The sequence below is a fragment of the Pedococcus sp. P2_A3 genome, assembly GCF_056405035.1.
Window position 1 is genome coordinate 1 of the sequence record NZ_JBFUCW010000009.1, and the last position, 18,022, is coordinate 18,022.

Below are 18,022 nucleotides of genomic sequence, written 5' to 3' on the forward strand. Positions count from 1 at the left end.
GGATGCGGACCGGGCCGGGGACCCGCCGGCTGGGACCTGCCAGCCCGCCGGCGGGTGGCTCAGCCGACCCCGGTGACGGTCGTGGTGACCGTCGGGGTGGTGGAGGTGGCGGTCAGCGTGATGGTGCTGCTGCCGTTCGACATCGGGATGGAGAAGGTGCCGGAGGTCGCGCTCCCTGTGGCGATCGACACTGGCCTGGTCTGGCCGTTGCTGGCGGTGACGGTGATCGCGATGGCGGCGCCGGGGTTGACCTGTGGGTTGCCCCACTTGTCGACGAGCGTGAACCGGCCGGTCCAGGAGCGGCTGTTGCCGGTGTCGGCGGCCGAGGTCTGGCTGCAGCTGTGGCTCGCCGCGTTGAGGTCCGCGCCGTCCGAGCAGGTGACGGTCACCGCTCCGGCGGTGTTGGCCGGGTTGGTCAGGATGATCGTCCAGGCCGGGGCCGCGGCGACGCCCACCGTGAGGGAGGCGGTCGCTCCGGTCAGGGCGCCCGCCGTGGCGGTGATCGCCGTGGTCTCCGCGCGGTAGAGGGTCACGGAGGCCACGCCCACGCCGTTGGTGAACGTCACGGTGGCGGGGTAGACCGGAGTCTTGCCCGACGTCGAGGTGGAGGGGCCGCTGAAGGTGACGGCCTGGCTGCCGGCGTAGGTGGTGTCGGTCGCCCCCGAGCAGTTCGTGGCCGTGAGGGTCACGGTGAACGCGGTGCCCACGGTCGGTGTCGTGGTCGAGGGGGCCGCGGTGTACTTCGGCGTGACCGGGCACGTGGTGGTGCCGGTCTTGGCCGCGGAGGTGGACCGCCAGGCTCCGAGGGCTGCGACGACGGTGTAGGAGTAGGTCGTCGCGCCGGTCAGCCCCGTGTCGGTGCAGCTGTAGGTGCCGGAGCTCGGCAGCGAACAGCCGAGGGTGGTGGCATCACGCTTGACCGTGTAGGTCACGCCGGGCACCTGGCTGACCGCCGTCGGCAGCGTGCCGCTCACGACGAGGGAGCTGACGGTGGCCGAACCCACCGTGGTCGGGGCCGCAGGGGTGGCGATCGAGCGGGCCGTGCCGCCGGCGCTCGCGGTGGTCGAGGTGGACCAGTACGCCCAGACCGGCGCGGCCCCGAGGGCGGCGACCAGGCCGAGCGAGCCGGCGGTCAGCGCGACCCGGCGCAGCCGTCGGGGCGAGAGGCGGCGGGCGGAAAGGCGGCGGGCGCTCATGCGCTGTGTCCCGTCGCGGACAGGGGGACGGTGAAGGTCGCGCCCTGGCAGTCGGAGGTCGACGAGGTCGACATCGACACGGCGTTGGTCAGCGTGACCGGGGCGCTGCCGCCGGCCGGCACGGTCACCGACACGGCGCCGGGGAGGGTGACGCTGAGGCCGGAGGTCGTGCACCCTGCGCTGGCCGTGACAGCGCCGGTCAGGTTGATGGACGTCACCGTGACGGGCCGGGGGTTCGGGTTGGTCACGGTGACGGTGAGCGACGCCGAGCCACCCGGGTAGAGGCTTGAGCCGAGGGAGGCCACGGCGCCCAGCGGCGCGATGGTGCCCGCGGCGGCGGTGCCGCTGCCCGCGCCGGTCTGGGACCACGCGGCATACGCGATGCCGCCGGCCATGAGCAGGGCGAGGGTGCCGGTGCCCGCGGTGACGAGGCGGCGCGTCCAGCGCCCGCGACTGGTCACGAGTTGCCGCTGCCCTGGCCCTGGGTGGCGAGGCCACCGAAGGCGAGCGGGAAGGACACGTTCTTGCAGGCGTCCTGCGACGTGGCCGTGTTGAGCATCATGACCGTCAGCGGGATGGTGATGCTGGAGTTGCGGGGCACGACATAGGTGACGGCGCCGGGCTTGGTCGCCTCGTAGGCGCTGACCACCAGGTTCGTGGTTCCCGAGCAGGACGGGTTCGCGTCCTTGGGGGTCGCCTTGAGCTCGAGGATCCGGTAGGCGACCTGGTCGGGGTTGGTGATCCTGACCGAGAGGGTCCGCATCTGACCGGGCCGCAGCTGGTCGACGGCGCCCACGGCAGCGAACGGGGCGTGGCCCTCGGCATTCGCCGCGACGGTGGTGCCGTTGCCCAGCACCAGCGTCAGCGCGCCGGCCTGGCGGGGAGCCGGTTCGTCACGGGTCAGCCAGAGGCCGCCCCCGCCCAGGAGGGCGAGGATCACGACGAGGCCGATCCCTGCGGCGAGGATGTGGCGCTGACGTGGCGTGGTGGCCATGGGTCATCTCCCTGGTCGGTCATGCGGTGGTACATGGCAGGTCGTGCGGTGGTGCGGTGCGGTCTATTCGTGCGGTGTCCTTCTGCTGCCTGCCGCCCGGTGGCGTCGGGGGAGGGATGACGCCACCGGGCGGGGATCAGGCTGCCGTGCTCATGCTCAGCTGGAAGACTCAGGTGCTGGTGAAGCCTCAGTTGCTGGTGAAGACGAGGGGAACCGTGACGCCCTTGCAGTTGTCCTGGTTGGTGCCGAGGTTCTTGAGCTGGATGGTCGCGCCGCTCCAGGTGTCGCCGGTGACGATCTGCTTGGCGGTCGCGGTCGGCTGGGTGACGGCGAAGTCGTCGGCGGTGCACGGGAGGGTCGCGCCGACGCTCCAGGCCGGGTCGACCGCGACGGTGACCTGCTGGACGAAGACCGGGCCGACGTTCGGGTTGGTGAAGGTGCCCGAGACGGCGGTCGGGGTGGCGCCCGGGTAGAGACCCGAGACGGCGGTCGAGCTGATGCTGATCGGGCTGGTGTTGCCCGTCGCAGCCGAACCGGTACCCGAACCCGTGGTGGTCCAGTAACCGAAGGCGACGCCGCCCACGAGAAGGGTGAGGGCCGCGCCGGTGGCGACGGCTGCTGCGCGCTTGCGGTTGAACGTCATGGGATGTTTCCTCTTTCGTGGGCTGGTGGACCGGTCTGATGCCGTGCCTCCCTGTGGGACTGCCCAAATACTTGCGGTCGTCACGGGGTCGCCACATCACCTGTCAAGTCACCCAAGAAGGTCATTAGTAGGGCAAGAAACCCCCCGGTTGGTTCTAGATTTGGTAAAAACCCTGCGGTTACAGGCGTGAATGGTGTAAGCGTTCTGTCCGATTTAGAGCGTTAAGGGAGGATTTCCCGAAGACCCTCCCGGTGCCGCGGTTCGTCGCTCCTTGCACGGCTCCCGGGCACGACGAAGCCCGCTCGCCGGGGTGGCGAGCGGGCTTCGAGTGACCTGCGGGGCCCCATCTCCGGGGCGCGGATGGACTAGCTGAGGTCCTTGAGGGGCATGGAGGCCGTGTTGACGCAGCCGGCCGCCTTGCCCACCCTGTTCAGGCCGGTCAGGTCCCCGGTGTAGAAGTACTTGGGCGACGAAGTCCGCAGGACTGGGTACATCTGCTGCCTGGTGTCCGCGACGTGCTGGAGGCCCATCGCGTGGCCGAGCTCGTGGGCGAGGAGGTTGGTGCGGCGCAGCCCGTAACCGGTGCCGCCGACCAGCTGGCTGAGCATCTGGGGGGTGTCGATGACGACGAACCCGCGCTGGGCCGCGACGGTGTACGTCGTCACGCCGTTTACGGTCCGCCCCACCCAGCCGTAGTACATGCCACCCTGGCCGAGAGTCGAGCCGGAGAGGTAGTAGTTCGTCTTCGTCGGCGTCGTGAACGCGATGATCAGCTCGGCCGTCTGCGTGGGCATCGAGCCGACGCGCGGGACCTCTGTGGTGCCGCCCTTGAAGCTGAAGGTGAACTTGGTGGTGAGCGACACCTGCGCGAGCGCGGCCTTCGTCTCGGTCAGGACGGTGGCGCGCAAGGCGGTGGGCACGGCGGAGAGGTTGACCTTGTAGGTGATCGCGGTCTGGCAGCCGTTCCAGCGGACCACCTGCTTGGTGCCGTTGGGGAGCGAGGCGTAGGTCAGCGCGTAGGTCGCGGTGGCGCCGTCGGCAGTCTGCGGCGCCGCGGTGAGCGTGGCCGCCGTCAGTGCTACGGGGACCAGCGCCGCGCCGAGGGCAACGAGGGGCTTGGGCATGGTGGTTCCTCTGGCTGGGGGTGAGCCGGATCGGATTTGGAGGGTATGCCGCGCGTGCGCGCCGTCGTCGCGGGTTTGGCGCGGGACTCATCCCTTCGGGTGATCCGAGGCTGGCCGGGTGGACCTATGGCTGTTTGCCTCCACTTGTGCGTCCTTGGGGCTTCGACCGCAAGACGCCCCGGATCGGGGTCTGCTTACGCCGTGGCCCGCGGGGCAGCGATCGGCTCCCGGGCGCACCGCTCCCCGGGAGCCGATCGGTCGGCTCGGCTCGGCCGACTGTGAGTCCTGGCTAGCCGACCGCGGTCACCACGAAGCTCACGAAGTGGTTGTCGCTGCCGTCTGCACTGCGCACATCGAGCCGCACGCTGCCGTCACCGGTCAGCGGCCCACAGAGGTTCTGGTCGATGATCATCGCGCCACCCGGCACGAGGGCCTGGACCATGGGGATCGGGCAGCCGTTGCCGACGCCAGAACCGGTCGGGAACGTGCCCGCCGGGATGTGGATCTGCCACGACCCGGTGGCCGGGTGCGTCACCGTGAAGGCGGCGGTCCCCGACCAGATGGCGAGGCTCGCGCCCTGGAACTCCCCGGCGAAGGTCTTGGGAGCGTCCTGACCTGCGGGGCCCTGTGGTCCTGCGGGTCCGGCTGGGCCGGTGGCGCCCTGGGGGCCCTGCGGCCCGACCGGTCCGGTCTGGTTCCAGACGAGGGCCTTCTCGTGGGTGCGGCACTTGGTGCCGGCGGCGACCACCCGGGTGTTGCCGTTGGTCGTGTTGTAGCAGGCGTGGATGGTGCCGTCGGCGCTCGGGATGAGGCCGGCGGCATACGCCGTGCCTCCCGAGACTCCGAGACCGATGACGGCGGCGACAGCGATGATGGTGGTGCGTTTGGTAAGGCGCATGGTGAACCCTCTCCGTGACACGACGACAGAAGAAATGACAGGAGTGAGTAAGGGCCCCCTGGACTGGCACCCCCGGCCAGCCAGCCCCGCTCAGAAGGGGGATCGGAGGCGGCGTCCCGCGCGATCCGTCGACGAGGCCCAGCATGATCCCAAGGCTGCGAGTGCGTGGATCATTTGTCGTTTCTTGACGTTCGGGGCCGTCAGCGTGGGCAGTTCGTGTGGAACGTACGATTTGTCAGCGGCTTCGTGGCTCTGGTGCGACCATCCCCGAGGGGCGCGAGGTGGTGAGGGTTTGCGCCGGACGTCGCCCAGCGTCCTGCGCTGAGCACCGCGCGGCATCGAGGACCTGGCCCGCGCTGGTGAACAGTTCGGCCGCCTCGGCGAACAGCGCCGCGGCCCCGTCGGGGTCACCGAGCGCTCTGGCCCGGTGCGCCTTCGCCTCGAGCACGGCGGCCGGCCACGCCGTCCCCTCCCACTTGGCGGCCGAGAGCTCGGCGGCCGCCAGGTGGCGTTCGGCGGCGTCGAGGTCACCCGCGTCCGCGCAGGCGATGCTGGCGGGAACCTCGAAGGTCACGGCGCAGAAGGGGCAGAAGTCGGAGTCACCCATGCTGGCCTCGGCGCGCTCGACCACGATCCGAGCCGCGATGGGGTCTGGGGCAGCGATCACCATCGACCCGTGGATCCGTTGCAGCAGGTGCCTCCCGATCACCGACCACCGCGCCAAGGGCAGTGCCTGGTCGAGGAGCCTGGTGGCCTCGGCGCGGTCGCCCTGGGCGAGGCGGACCTCGGCGAGGCGTTGGAGGGCGTGTGACTCCCCGGCCGGCGCGTCGGCGTCGTGGTGGAGGTCGACTGCCTCCTGCAGCTCGCGTTCGGCGAGGTCGAGGTCGCCCATCAGCAGAGCCGCTTCCCCGATCAGCGCCGTGGAGAAGGCCACCCCGCGCAGGGCGCCGAACTCCTGCGACCGACGGCGCAGCCCGCTGGCCAGCTCGATGACCTCCGCGTAGGGGATGCCGCCGTAGAGGAGGTACTCGGCGACGCACAGGTGGGCGTCGAAGAGCGCCGTGGTGAGGCCGGCGTCGGAGAGCGTGCGCCGCAGCTCGATGCGAAAGCGCTCGAACCACTCGCCCCGCTGGTGGGCGATCAGGCCCTGCAACGCGATCAGGTCGACATAGCGCCACGGGTCCTTGGCCGTGAGGAGCGACTCGCGGGCACCCACGGCCAGGTCCCAGGCGGCGTCGATGTCGCCGGAGAAGTAGGCCAGGTTGCCACGGGCGAGCAGGATCGGCCCGTCTGCGTCGTCATCGAGCAGCTCGAGCCCGGCCAGAGCCTCGCGGGCCGTGTCGAAGTCGCTCGCGAAGCAGGCCGAGCGCGCCAGCCTGGCCCGCACCAGCCGGTGCTCCACCCCGGTCGTCAGGGGCACCGCGGCGCGATAGCTCGCCACCGAGGCGGGGTCGCCCAGCGCCGTGAGCAGGTCACCGCGCCGTGCCATCAGGTGACCGAGTGTCTCGCCGGTCGCAGACTCGCGGACTCCTTCGACCAGGTTGAGCGCATCGCGGTAGGCACCAAGGGCGCCTGCGGTCTCGACGGCCGGGAGCACGTAGGGGATGGCCTGGCGCGGCTGGCCCGCGGCGAGGTACTGGTGGGCGATGCGGGCCGGCGGGGCACCGAGACGGGCCAGCTCGCGGGCGACGTCGACCCGGGCCGCGCTCTGCGCGGCGGGAGTCATGCTGTCGAGCACTGCCTCGCGCACCAACGCGTGCCGGAACTGGTAGCCGGTCTCGGACCACTCGATGACCAGGCTGGCCTGGGCGGTCTCGAGGTGCTGGTAGGCCTCGACCTCGTCGACGCCTGCCACCGCAAGGAACTCGTCGGTGGTGAACGACAGACCCAGCAGGGCAGCACGCTGCAGTGCACGGAGCGCGCCGGGAGGGACGCTGGAGATCGTCGCCGGTTCGCGACCACTCGCCGCGGCTGCGCCGAGCTCGAGGGCCGTGAAGGGGAGACCGCCACTGACGGCCCAGATGTGTTGTTGGGTCGCCTCGTCGAGATCGGGGAAGCGGTCAGCGAGCAGGCGCAGGGTGGCCGACTCGGTGAGGGGGGCGACGTCGATCCGGAACCCTATGCCCCGCGCGACGAGGCTGGTGTGGACCTCCTCCAGGGCGGCGTTGTGGGCGGTCCGGTGCGCCAGCACCAGCAGCACCTGGTCGGCAGCGGCGCACCGCGCGAGGTAGTGGAGCAGTCGCAGCGACGCCTCGTCCGCCTCGTGGATGTCGTCGATGACGAGCAGCAGCCCACGACCCGCAGCACCGAGCCGCAACAGCTCTGCCGCAGCGACGAAGAGCCGCTGGTGGGCGCTCTCCCCGGACCAGCTCACCTGGCGTTCGGACAGGGCGCGGTCGAGCTCCTCGCGGTAACGGTCGTCGAGCCCGTCCAGCAGGGCGGGGTGCCGACGGCAGAGGTCGCCCAGCGCCTCCAGCACCGGGGCGTAGGGCCACGGCCCCTCGACCGCCGACGCCGTGCCGCGACCGGTGCGCCAGCCGGCCCGCGTGGCCAGCACCTCCGCGAGGTCGAGCACGCTGGACTTGCCGACTCCTGGTGGTCCGGCGACCAGGAGGGCTCCCCCGCGCCCCTGTTGGGCCGTGGCCAGCCGTTCGCGGAGCGTGTCCCCCACCGCGCGCCGGCCGACCAGCCGGCGCTGCTCGCCCCGCGCGGCCTCGACAGGGACGACCTCGGCGATGGGCAGGGAGGTCGCGGCGGCGGCCTGCGACGCCATCAGCTCGATGCGCAGCGCCTCGGCCTCGGTGCCCGGCGCGGTGCCGAGCTCGCGACGCAGGGTCAGCTCGAGCCGCTCGAGCTGACGCAGGGCCGCCCTGACGTCGCCCCGGGCCGCGTGCGATCGAGCGAGGGCGAGGTTGGCCTCTTCGTCCGCAGGGTCTGCCGCCACCAGCTCGTCCCAGCGCCCGGTCCGGCGCAGGAGCTCACGACGGAGCTGCTCCAGCGACTCCCGGTGAGCCTCGGCCCACGGCTCGTAGAGGTCGTCGGGGAGCAGCACCCCGGCATACAGGTCGAGGGCCGTCGCGGCAGCCGCGGGCGCGGACTCGGCCAGGGCGGCCTCGGCCGCGGCGCGGAACTCGACGGCGTCGACGGTGACGTCACACCTCGGCAGGAGCTCGACGAAATCGTGGCGGAGGACGACGCCCTGCCCCGGAGCGTCCTTGAGCGCCCGCCGTGCGTAGTGCGCCGCCTGGTGGAGGCGGGGACCGGCGAGGTCGGCCGACAGGTCCGGCCAGAGGAGGTCGATCAGCTGCTCGCGGTGCAGCCGACGTCCCTTGGCCAGCGCCAGCACCTTGACGAGCGCGCTGGCATTGCGGCGGCTCCACTGCTGGTCGGTGACCACGGAGCTGCCGACTGATACCGAGAAACCCCCGAGGAGGCTGATGCGCGCATCCATGGTCGGTGCCGATCTTCGCCGTTCTCCAGAAAGAGTCTTCAACGCTAGCGACCGGCGTTGGGCATGTCAGCCGAGACAAGCCCGCCCATAACCGTTGCAACCGGGCGAAGGGGTCGCGGCGGCAGCGACTGCAGCAGGCTGACCTCGTCGCTCATCGCGGAGCTGACCTGGCGCAGCAGCTGGTGGATCTCGGTGTCCTCCCAGTCGTAGGCGGCGATGCGGTCGCTCACCTCGAACAGCTGTGAGGACAACGCATCCCGCTTGGCCTGGTAGGTGGCGAGCGCGATCTTCTCCGGCTGGTCCCCGGCCCAGGTCGCGAGGAGGGCGTCGGCGAGCAGCTCGGCGTCTCGCAGGGCATCGGTCATGCCGTGGGTGGTGATCGGGTCGCGGAAGTAGCCCGCGTCACCGACCAGGGCCCACCCGGGGCCGTGCGACCGTCGGATGTGCCCGCGTTGCCCCGACCAGCCGCGCAGCCGCCCCACCCTGGAAGCAGACTCCAGTCGACGCCTCAGTCGCGGGGCGGCGGTGGCGAACAGCGCGGCGAAGGCGGCGTCGGCATCGCCGCCGTTGCGCCTCGCCCGCCGCAGGCGCGCGGGGGTGGTCCCGACGAAGACGCAGGTCTGCTCGCCGTTCGTGGGGATGAGCCCGGCTGCGGTGGCGGAGCCGTAGGCCCATTCGTATCCCTCGGTCGGGAAGTCGTCGAAGTAGCCGTAGAGCACGGCACCGCTGGCGGCGGAGGACCGCTCGACCCGCGCGTCCACCGCGGCCGCGACGGTGGACCGGATGCCGTCCGCGCCGATCGTGATCCTCCCGTATGCCGTGAACGGGCCCGTGGTCGCGTCGACGCCGCGCACGCCGGTGACCCGCCCCGCTGGGTCGGTGAGCAGGTCGGTCACGGTGACCCCGTGCCGGACCTCGGCTCCTGCGGCCGCGGCCGCGTCGACGAGGATCCGGTCGAGGACGTGCCGGCGCGGTGCGAACAGCGCCGGCACGCCGTGGCTGGCCCGGATGGAGATGCGGACCGGGCTGGAGCCCGGGTAGTGGAACAGGGTCTTCGTCACTGGCGGCGTGCCGGCTGCGGCGACCTGGTCGAGCAGGCCCCAGCGCGACAGCTGCAACACCCCGGCGCGCATGAGGCCGTGGGTCGACAGCGTGTCGGAGCCGTAGTGCGACCGCTCGAGGAGCAGCACCTTGGCGCCGGCCCGGGCCAGGAGCATCGCGGTCGACGCGCCCGCCACCCGGCCGCCGACGACTACGGCGTCGTAGGTGGTCATGACGCCCTCCCCTCGAGCCGCTCGTCGAGCGGCTGATCGAGGCGCCCGTCGAGGCGCTCGTCGGGGGCCGTGGACTGCTCGTCCTGTCCTGCCGCGCGGGTCGCACCCACCAGGTCGGACACCACCATGGCGGCGTCGTGCCTGGCGCCGTCGACCATCCCCGAGTCGCGACGGTGCTGGAAGCGCTGGCCGACGACGTAGACGCCGGGGGCGTCGGTGCGGCCGCGACGCTGGCGGATCGATCCGTCGGCGGCGGTGATGGGCAGCTTGAGCCACGGATGGCTCGGGCTGTAGCCGGTCGCGAGCAGGACCGTCCTGATCCCCTCGGCCGCGAGGTCGAGGGTCACGCTGCGCTCGCCCAGCACCACCGGGCGCGGACGCTCCGCCGGCCAGACCTCAGACGTCAGCCCGCTCTCCTCGATGTGCCGGTCGACGACGTCGAGGAACCGGTGCATGCGGTGGTCGGCGCTGCCGACCGACACGCCGAGGTCGTCGGCGAAGCTCACCCGCTGCCCGTCGGTTGCCACGACGTGGCCGGTCAGCCGGACACCCCGCGACTGCAGCGTGCCGAGGTCGAGCTCGCGCGCCTGGCCGTGGTGGCTCCGTCGCCCGATCAGCTGCAGCGACGGCTCGCGTCGGGCCGCCGCCGGGTCGGGCACCTCGTCGATGGTGCGGGCCGTGCGCCCGGTGCGCTCCATCCACCAGTAGATGTCCATGCCCCGGTACTCGCGCGGCATGCGGTGGTGACGACCCACGGCCACCACGACCTCACGCCCGGCCGCAGCCAGCTCGTCGGCGATCTGGACGCCGGAGGCCGACGCCCCCACGACGAGCACTCCACCCTCGGCGAGCTGCCGGGGGTTGCGGTAGTCGGCCGAGGTCGTGAGGTGCACATCAGGGGCGAGTCCCTGCACTGCAGCCGGGATGCGCGGTTGCCCGCCCGGTCCGGTCGCCACGACGACGTGACGAGTCAGCCAGGTCGCGCAGTCGGTGACGACGCGGTACTTCTCGCCGACGGCGGTCACCTCCTCCACGCGCACGCCGGACAGGACCGGCGCACCGAAGCTCGCGGCATACCTCTCGAGGTAGTGGACGAACTGGGAGGCGCTCATGAAGCCGTCGGGGTCGGGGCCGGTGTGGCCCCACTCGGGGAGGCGAGCCATCCAGTTCGGGGTGAGCAGGTGCAGGGAGTCCCAGCGGGCGGTGCGCCAGCTCTCGGCGACGCGGCCGCGGTCGAGGACCACGTGGTCGCGTCCTTCGAGGGTGAGCAGCCTGCTGACGGCGAGGCCTGCGTGGCCGGCACCGATGACGACGGTGTCGATGGCGGGCATGGTGGTGCTCCTTCTGGCACGCCCCCGGCCGGGATCGCCGGACGGGGGTCGTGCCGGGTCGTTCGCTCAGCCGGTCACGACGGAGACGGAGACGGGTGTGGGGTTGGTGAGGACGTCGTAGACGGCGGAGCGGCGGCGCGACTGCTCGACGATGCCGCGCAGGGTCTCGTCGTCGGCGTCGCCCTCGATGTGGAACGTGACGCGGATGCCCTCGTAGCCGTTGCGGACCGAGCCGTCGGACAGGCCGAGGATGCCGAGCAGGTCGATGTCGCCCTCCACGGTCGAGGTGACCTTGGTGAGGGCCACTCCCCTGGCGGCGGCAATGTTGCCGATGCCGGCCGTGAGGCAGGCGGCGAGGGCGTGGAGGAGGTACTCGACCGGGGTCGGCGCGTTGTCGGCGCCGGTGAGGACGGCCGGGTGGTCGGCGTCGAGGACCGTCTCATGGGTGTGGGTCAGCTCCTGGCCGGCGCCGTAGAAGCCGTGGATGCGTGACTGGCTGTGGGTGCCGGTCTGCCAGGTGTTCTCGGCGCGGAACTGGAACTTGGCGATCTCGTTCTGGCCCTTGACCGCGTCGAGGGTGGCGAACAGCGTTGCCACGTCGACACCGTTCAGTGGTGCGGGTGCTGCGTATGCCGTGTTGCTCATGGTGGTGCTCCTCCGGATGTGCCGGGTGGTGCCGGCGGGTTTGGTTGATGGGGAGGACCGTAGGAACGGGACCTTCCGTCGACCTTTCGCCGCCGGTGGACCGGGTGGACGGACGGGAAGGTTTCGCTGCCGCGCCCTGACGCGGCGCAAGGTCTCGCGCGTCCGCGCGAAAGGTCTGCGGAAGGTCGGCGTAGCAACCTCCTGGGCACCCAAGGAGGTCGGCTCCTTGGACCCGACCCAGGAGATCGACATGAGTGAGCTCACGACGATGGTGATGGCCGAGCACCGACAGGTGGCGCTCGACTCCCAGCACCCGGCCCGCGCGACGGCCTACGACCTCGCGCTCGAGAAACGGCGCGCGCGCCGGGCCTGGTTGGCGCAGCGCCGACTGTGGCTCCGCGTCTCGGCGCGGCGGCAAGCCGCCATCAGCTCTGGTTGTTGAGATGCGCGCTTTTGGCGGGCGCTTCGTCTGGGGGGACCCGGGCGACGCGCCCGCCTTTGCTATGCCGTGCCCCTCACCGTGGGGCACGCTGGCTTGGGCTCGCGCTGGGCACGCGGGCTGGCGCTGGGGTGCGGCAGCCGTGGGGGCGCAGCGAGGGGCACGCATCTTCACACCGGGGTGGGCGAATGCGGAGGCGGGGCTGGCGGTCGGATACCCTGCCTGACGCAGGATTGGACCACTCAGGGATGTGCCACGGCGTCCCGGCGTCGGCCCGTCAGCCCCCGCCCTCGTAGCTCAGGGGATAGAGCACCGCTCTCCTAAAGCGGGTGTCGGCAGTTCGAATCTGCCCGAGGGCACCACACGTTTTCGCAGGTCAGAGGCTGTTTTCAGCGTCATCGGCCTTCGCTCCCAAGGGGTTCCACCCCTCGATGTGGCACATTTGTGGCACAAGGGCGTCGAGTCGTGATCCCACCTCGGCCAGGTCGTCTGGGAACAGACCGGCGTAGATGTCCAGAGTCATCGCGGCAGAAGCGTGGCCCAACATCCGCTGCACAGCTTTCACGTTCGCACCCACCGACACCGCCAGCGAGGCGGCCGTGTGCCGTAGATCGTGGGGTGTGAAGCCGACGAGCACGGCATCGGCGCAGGCCTTCTCGAAGACTCGTCGCCGCCAGTTGTTCAATCGGATCGGGCCCCCTTGGGCGTCTGGAAACAGCAGATCGTCCGGCTGCTTGCCTTCGCACGCCGCCGCCAGCAGTGGAAGCAGCGACTTCGGAACCGGCACGTATCGACGCGCGTGCGACTTGGGCGTCGACCAGACCATCTGGGAGCGGACCACCGACACGCCCTCGGCAACATAGAGCCGACTCCGAGGGACGTCCACGCGTGAGACCCGTAGCGCGGCAAACTCCCCGAATCGAAGACCCGTCAGGGAGAGCGTGAGGATGGCCAGTCCGTGCGGACCGGCAGCCTCAACCAGGCGTCCCACCTGGTCCGGAGACATGAACCGAGGCTCGCGAGACACCTGTCTCGGAAGCCTCACACCTTTGGCCGGATTGCGCCCGAGCCGCCCGTCGTCCACTGCCGCATCGAGAATCATGGAAGCCACAAGGTGGTACTTCCGCACGGTGCCCGGAGCCAGCCCCTGGTCGCTCAGGTCCCCGATCCAGGAAGCGATGTCCGAGCGCGCGATGCTGGCCAAGGGCCAGTCCCCCCACTTCGGCACAACTATGCCGCGGACGATGTCCCGGTACCGCTCGGCTGTCGACGCCTTCAAGTGTCCAAGGCCGGATAGCCATCGATCCGCGTAGTGACTGAACCGCAGCTTGCCCGCCGACGGATCGATGTACCGACCACGATTCATCTCAGCCTGCAGTTCGATAAGGAACCGCTCGGCGTCCACCCGGCGAGGGAATGACTTCTTGCGCTGCCTGCCAGAGGGGTCCCGCCATCGGGCCAACCAGCGACCATCGCGGGCGTCGCGCGCCACCTTGGCCACGTCAGGCCACCTTGCTCGCTACCCAAGCACGCACCTGGGCAGGGTCGAACCGCAGATGCTTGCCCAGCCGGACACACGGCGGGCCCTCACTGCGATGTCGCCATTGATAGAGCGTCTGGACTGGCACACCGAGGAAGTCTGAGACGTCATCGATGGTCCACAGCCGGTCGCACGTAGACAGCGGTAACGGTTCCAACGTCTGCTTCTCAGTCTTCATGTCGGTTCCCCTCTCGTTTTGCTGAATGACCGTCCACAGCCGTGTCGGGTGGCGACCCGCGTTGGGCAGGAATGGTTTTGGCGTGCTCGTACTGGGTCCGCCATTGCTTGGCTTGGCGGAGAGAGGCGGCGATCATCGCGGGGTAGTCGCGCTGGCCGGGTTGGGTGTCTTCCCAGACGAACCGGGGTTTGCCGTCCTCATGCAGCACGTCGGCGGCGAGCCGGTCCGCGTCCGGTGCGTCGATCCCGGCAGCTTGGAGGACTTGGCGGACGACTTCGGCGCGGTCGGCCTTGTGCTGGGTGAGGGTCTTGCCGGTCCAGTACCGGCTAACGAGGGCACGGCGGCCACCGAGGCCGAGGCATTCACGGTCGTGCGCCTTCGAGGGGCAGTGCCCGGGGTGCAGCCCGGGGCCGGGGTCCTTCGGCTGGATGCCGTACCGGAGCCAGTTCGCGCAGGCCGGGGAGCAAGGCAGCACGCGCACCTGTGCGTGCAGCCGGTCGATGTGGTCCTCATACCGGCGCGCCTTCGCCAAAGCCTCGCGATCGTCGGGGTCGATGAGATCCGGGTCGGGTGCGTAGGTCTCGGCGACAGCCTTGGTGAGGTACTTGCACAGGTAGCGCACGGCACGGTCGGAGTCCTCGGTCCCGCCGAGCAGGCCTTTGATGTCGGTCTGGGGTCCCCACCGGAGCACGTGCATTGGCTTCGCGTCCTCGTCGTGGTCGAGCTGGTCGAGAGCCTGCTCCCACGTCGGCAAGGCCTCTCCCGTGGAGGGGTCGACGTACCCGACCTCCTCGCCTGCCCAGATGGGCCAGTGCTGCGGCTGGTCCTCGGAGAAGACGACCCGGTCGATAGGTGGCCACCAGATCGACACGTAGCTCCCTGCCCAGACCCCTTTGATGACGTGCCGGGGGATGGCGCCACGGGCGGCGAGGTGGAGGTGGGGGGCGAGGCGTTTCTGGGCTTCGACGGCTCCGAAGTACTGGACTTGGTAGCCCGCGCAGCGGCGCAGGTTGCCGATGGTGCGGTCGACAAGCTTGGGGAAGAGGAGCGCGTCGAGGGCGGCGCGGCGGTAGTCGTACCGGGCTGGGTTCCTCGGGACGCCTTCGCCGCGGATTATGAGTCCGTAGGAGGGCAGGGTGCCGGTGATGAACATCGAAGGCCGGAACTCTCGCCCGGTCTTGGGGTCGGTGAAGGTGCGCCCGATGGTGCGGTGTTCGACCGGGATGGTGGGCAGGTCGGGCATCTCGTCGCGACGGCGGGTGGACCGCGTCCGCCGAGGCGGCTCCTCGGACCCCTCGTCCTCGACGTCCGGCTCGTCGTCGTCCTGGTCGAGGTCGTCGGCAGTGCTCACGTCGGCGGGGCGTGGGTCGGTGGCGAGGTGCCAGCCTTCGCGGCACTGGTGCATCCGCAACCGTCGTGCCTTGTCCGCACAGGGCGGACACCTGCTGGAGCGGGTGGATCCACAGGGGATCGGCACCGCCGTGGTGTGTCCGGTGGCGCGGTCGGTCACGGTCCGCAGGATCGGGCGCACGCAGACACCGGCGGATTCGGCGACGGCGACAGCCATGTCCGTGGTGACACCTTCGACGGTCGGACGCAGGGCAGCGACAGCGCGGAGCGGTGACGGGTGTGTCAGGGCGGCGGTCATGCGGCACCCCCGAGCGGCAACACACCCTGCTCGACGTCGTGGAGGACTTCGCGGCCGTGCTTGACGGGGACCCAGGCGGGCTCGGGTGGTTCGGTGTGGTCGGGGTCCCGGTCGCGTCCTGCCCACCATCCGGCGCACACGTCGGTCTGGTCGACGTAGGCCGCGCACTCGGTCAGGACCGGGCACGCGCAGCAGATGGCGCGCATGGTCTCGGCGTCCCACGTGCTCAACTCGTCGGCGGTCCACGGCAGGTCGGCGCGGGCACCGCAGGCCGCGAGGGTCTGCCACGCCAGTGCGCCGAGTGCGTGCCGGGCGGCGGTGTCGGGTGCCTCGTTGAACACTTCGGCCAGGCGGGCGGAACGGTTGAGTGTCATGCCGATTCGCCTGCCTTGGTCGAGGCACGCGGAGCCCGGGGCTTGCGTGGCTTCCGAGCCCGCGACGGCTCAACTTCCAGGGATGGTCCAGCGCCCGGGCGTGGCGGCTCGGGTCGAGCGTTCGGCACCGCGTGCAGGCCGAGGCCGTACGGGTCGGGTGCGGGGGCGAGCGACACGGCAGGGAGGACGTGGCGGGCGGGATAGACCTGGTTGATGTGGTGGATGAGGTCGTCATTGGCGTAGTGGGCCCGGACCTTGGACACCGACCCGTCCTCCGCGACGGCGTACCCGGTGCCGGGGTGGCGCGGGTCGATGCGGTGACACGGCGCGGTTTTGGTCGCGGCCTCGCCGAGGACCATCTCGGCCTCGAATGAGTCCTTGAGCCGGAGGCCGACCATCTGGGGGAACAGGTTCCGCATCGGGACGGTGTCCTTGCGCGGGTCCTGCACCCACGCCCACACGCTCCATCCGGGCGCACGTCCTTGGGTGAGCAGGATCCGCAGGGCAGTGTCGGCGCGCCGGCGCAGCTGCGCGTCGCTGATGTAGGCCGTCAACGCGGCCAGCTCGTCCACCACCACAAGGACGTGCGGGTCCGCCGGGGTCGGCTGGTGGGCCCGGGCCTGCCCGGCCATCCGGTCCGCGCGCTTGGTGAGCAGGTCGGCTTCGCGCTCGAGGACCGCGACGGCCTGCTCCGGGGTGGTGGCGACGGCGGAGAACAAGCCCGGGGCGTGGGTCAGTTCCATACCGGCCTTGAGGTCGACTCCGACGAGCCGCACCGTTCCCGCCTTCACTGCGGGTGCGAGGGCGACGAGCAGTGACCACATCACCGAGCCCTTCCCGGCACCGGTCATCCCCGCCACCAGGGTGTGGATCCGGGCGTCCGCGGTCCAAGGGTTCCCGGAGAGGGCGCGGCCGAGCTCGACCCGCTCCAACGGGTGCCCCGCCCCTGGTTCGGTGGTGGCCTCAGTGGGGAGCGGGGTGGCGGTGGGGTGGGCCAGCAGGTCCCGCAGCGCCACCGTGAGCAGCGCGCCGGAGGGTCCGTCGGGGGTGACCCGGACCGCGTGCGCACCCCACGCCGCCGCCAGTGCGGGTGCGGCCCGGTCGACGTCGTCCAAGGTCTGACCGGACGCGAACCGAAGGCGGATTGTCTCGACCCCGTCTCGGCAGCGGTTCTTCCGCAACCGCGGCACGAGCCGACGAGGACCGCCAGTCGCGGTGTCCGGGCCGGGCACGGATAGCCCGACCGCGACACAGGTGCGGATCCACCGGTCCCGGTGGGAGCGTTGGGTGGCGCGATCGGCCACGTCCAGCCACGAGGACCAGTGCAACTGCGGCCACGCGAACAGCAGCCCCAGGCCGAGCCCAGACCCGACCGCGGGCAGGTGGTGGCCGGCGACCCACAGCCCGACCGTCCCCGTGAGCAGGAGCAGGGCGAGGCGTGGCAGGCACCGGGCCACCCACCACACCTCACGCCCCAGCTCCACGATTCCGGTCAGGAGCCGGATCGCGGGTTTCATCAGCCCCGTCCCCGCAGGTGCGACTCCGCTGCCTGAACAACCGGCAGCAGATACAACAGCGCGTCGGACAGGTGACCGACCGCGACAGCCAGGGCTTGGTCGGCGTTCGGCACCGACCCCTCCAGGTCGAACTTCACCTTCCACACCGCGGCGATGATCCGGTCCAGCTGCTGCTCGATCGGGTGCAACGCCTCCACCACCCCGGCATCGGTCGACACGCCCAACGCGGCCGCGACCACGTCCAAGTCAACCATCGCCGCACTCATCACGCCGCCTTACCCGACGAACCCGACGACGAGCTCGACGACGCCGGTGAGCCGGTACTGGTCGACGCGCTGCCAGCCTTGTCGTCCAGTTCCTCGGCCCGCCACGACTCGGTCAGCCCGCCGGCCTTGTTCACCCGCACCTCCACCGTCAAGCCGCGGAACGACACCGGCTCGAACTCACCCAGCACCGGCTGCACCCCGGACCCGACCCGCACGAAGGCCGTGGTGGACGACTCCCGCCCGAACGCCTGCTGCCGATAGGTCACCTCGACCTCCCACAAGGGCATCCCCGTGTCCTCGTCCCGAGCCTGGGTCTCGGCCGGGCGACGCTTCCCATCCGGGCCGTCGACCCAGTCCCGGACCTCGTTCACGATCCCCGTCGACCGCATCAACTGGCGCTTGCTCTCCACCGCATAGAACGTCATTTCCACTCCTTCACTCGACTAGAGCAGTGTCGCTCTGAAGGAAAGTGAAGCACTTATCTAGATGAGTTGCAAGTGGTGC

18 protein-coding genes and 1 tRNA gene are annotated in these 18,022 nt (G+C 70.9%); 2 read left to right on the plus strand and 17 right to left on the minus strand.

Annotated features, from left to right (window positions below):
* Positions 1-59 precede the first annotated feature (59 nt).
* The 10 genes from AC1DX8_RS09195 to AC1DX8_RS09240 all read right to left on the minus strand — a co-directional run bounded on the left by AC1DX8_RS09195 (position 60) and on the right by AC1DX8_RS09240 (position 11,556).
* On the minus strand, positions 60-1,196 hold the full coding sequence (locus AC1DX8_RS09195; RefSeq protein ID WP_477629618.1) for a hypothetical protein: 1,137 nt from the start codon (positions 1,194-1,196) through the stop codon (positions 60-62).
* Entirely contained in the window at positions 1,193-1,657 is a 465-nt protein-coding gene (locus AC1DX8_RS09200) for a hypothetical protein (protein ID WP_477629619.1), read from the minus strand. Before AC1DX8_RS09200 ends, AC1DX8_RS09195 begins: the two co-directional genes overlap by 4 nt.
* Positions 1,654-2,190: a hypothetical protein gene (locus AC1DX8_RS09205; protein WP_477629620.1), complete on the minus strand. Its 537-nt coding sequence runs from the start codon at positions 2,188-2,190 to the stop codon at positions 1,654-1,656. The genes AC1DX8_RS09200 and AC1DX8_RS09205 overlap by 4 nt, the downstream gene beginning before the upstream one ends.
* 187 nt (positions 2,191-2,377) lie before the next feature.
* Complete coding sequence (locus AC1DX8_RS09210; protein ID WP_477629621.1) at positions 2,378-2,833, minus strand: hypothetical protein; 456 nt, start codon at positions 2,831-2,833, stop codon at positions 2,378-2,380.
* Between the two features lie 365 nt (positions 2,834-3,198).
* Positions 3,199-3,957 (minus strand): matrixin family metalloprotease, encoded by a 759-nt coding sequence (locus tag AC1DX8_RS09215; protein ID WP_477629622.1) that lies wholly within the window; start codon positions 3,955-3,957, stop codon positions 3,199-3,201.
* Positions 3,958-4,246: 289 nt separating this feature from the next.
* On the minus strand, positions 4,247-4,855 hold the full coding sequence (locus tag AC1DX8_RS09220) for a hypothetical protein (RefSeq protein ID WP_477629623.1): 609 nt from the start codon (positions 4,853-4,855) through the stop codon (positions 4,247-4,249).
* Between the two features lie 235 nt (positions 4,856-5,090).
* Positions 5,091-8,306: an AAA family ATPase gene (locus AC1DX8_RS09225; RefSeq protein ID WP_477629624.1), complete on the minus strand. Its 3,216-nt coding sequence runs from the start codon at positions 8,304-8,306 to the stop codon at positions 5,091-5,093.
* Between the two features lie 44 nt (positions 8,307-8,350).
* A complete protein-coding gene (locus AC1DX8_RS09230; RefSeq protein ID WP_477629625.1) occupies positions 8,351-9,580 on the minus strand; it encodes an NAD(P)/FAD-dependent oxidoreductase in 1,230 nt (409 codons plus the stop codon).
* The gene (locus AC1DX8_RS09235) at positions 9,577-10,911 is read right to left on the minus strand and encodes an NAD(P)-binding domain-containing protein (protein ID WP_477629626.1); all 1,335 of its coding nucleotides are present in this window, start codon (positions 10,909-10,911) and stop codon (positions 9,577-9,579) included. The genes AC1DX8_RS09230 and AC1DX8_RS09235 overlap by 4 nt, the downstream gene beginning before the upstream one ends.
* Before the next feature lie 66 nt (positions 10,912-10,977).
* Complete coding sequence (locus AC1DX8_RS09240; protein WP_477629627.1) at positions 10,978-11,556, minus strand: OsmC family protein; 579 nt, start codon at positions 11,554-11,556, stop codon at positions 10,978-10,980.
* Between the two features lie 250 nt (positions 11,557-11,806).
* Between AC1DX8_RS09240 and AC1DX8_RS09245 the strand changes: the two genes are divergently transcribed.
* Positions 11,807-11,998, plus strand: a complete 192-nt coding sequence (locus AC1DX8_RS09245) for a hypothetical protein (RefSeq protein ID WP_477629628.1) — start codon at positions 11,807-11,809, stop codon at positions 11,996-11,998.
* A gap of 283 nt (positions 11,999-12,281) precedes the next feature.
* Positions 12,282-12,357 (plus strand) — tRNA-Arg (locus AC1DX8_RS09250).
* Between the two features lie 14 nt (positions 12,358-12,371).
* Here the strand turns inward: AC1DX8_RS09250 and AC1DX8_RS09255 are convergent.
* Genes AC1DX8_RS09255 through AC1DX8_RS09285 form a run of 7 tightly spaced genes read right to left on the minus strand, consistent with a single transcriptional unit; the run spans position 12,372 to position 17,943 of the window.
* The gene (locus AC1DX8_RS09255) at positions 12,372-13,496 is read right to left on the minus strand and encodes a tyrosine-type recombinase/integrase (protein WP_477629629.1); all 1,125 of its coding nucleotides are present in this window, start codon (positions 13,494-13,496) and stop codon (positions 12,372-12,374) included.
* 1 nt (position 13,497) lies between these two features.
* Complete coding sequence (locus AC1DX8_RS09260) at positions 13,498-13,713, minus strand: helix-turn-helix transcriptional regulator (RefSeq protein ID WP_477629630.1); 216 nt, start codon at positions 13,711-13,713, stop codon at positions 13,498-13,500.
* On the minus strand, positions 13,703-15,361 hold the full coding sequence (locus AC1DX8_RS09265) for a replication initiator (RefSeq protein ID WP_477629631.1): 1,659 nt from the start codon (positions 15,359-15,361) through the stop codon (positions 13,703-13,705). The genes AC1DX8_RS09260 and AC1DX8_RS09265 overlap by 11 nt, the downstream gene beginning before the upstream one ends.
* Positions 15,358-15,735: a WhiB family transcriptional regulator gene (locus AC1DX8_RS09270; protein WP_477629632.1), complete on the minus strand. Its 378-nt coding sequence runs from the start codon at positions 15,733-15,735 to the stop codon at positions 15,358-15,360. The genes AC1DX8_RS09265 and AC1DX8_RS09270 overlap by 4 nt, the downstream gene beginning before the upstream one ends.
* Positions 15,732-17,252: an FtsK/SpoIIIE domain-containing protein gene (locus tag AC1DX8_RS09275; protein ID WP_477629633.1), complete on the minus strand. Its 1,521-nt coding sequence runs from the start codon at positions 17,250-17,252 to the stop codon at positions 15,732-15,734. Before AC1DX8_RS09275 ends, AC1DX8_RS09270 begins: the two co-directional genes overlap by 4 nt.
* On the minus strand, positions 17,252-17,506 hold the full coding sequence (locus tag AC1DX8_RS09280; RefSeq protein WP_477629634.1) for a hypothetical protein: 255 nt from the start codon (positions 17,504-17,506) through the stop codon (positions 17,252-17,254). The genes AC1DX8_RS09275 and AC1DX8_RS09280 overlap by 1 nt, the downstream gene beginning before the upstream one ends.
* An 11-nt stretch (positions 17,507-17,517) precedes the next feature.
* The gene (locus tag AC1DX8_RS09285) at positions 17,518-17,943 is read right to left on the minus strand and encodes a hypothetical protein (protein ID WP_477629635.1); all 426 of its coding nucleotides are present in this window, start codon (positions 17,941-17,943) and stop codon (positions 17,518-17,520) included.
* Positions 17,944-18,022: the final 79 nt, after the last annotated feature.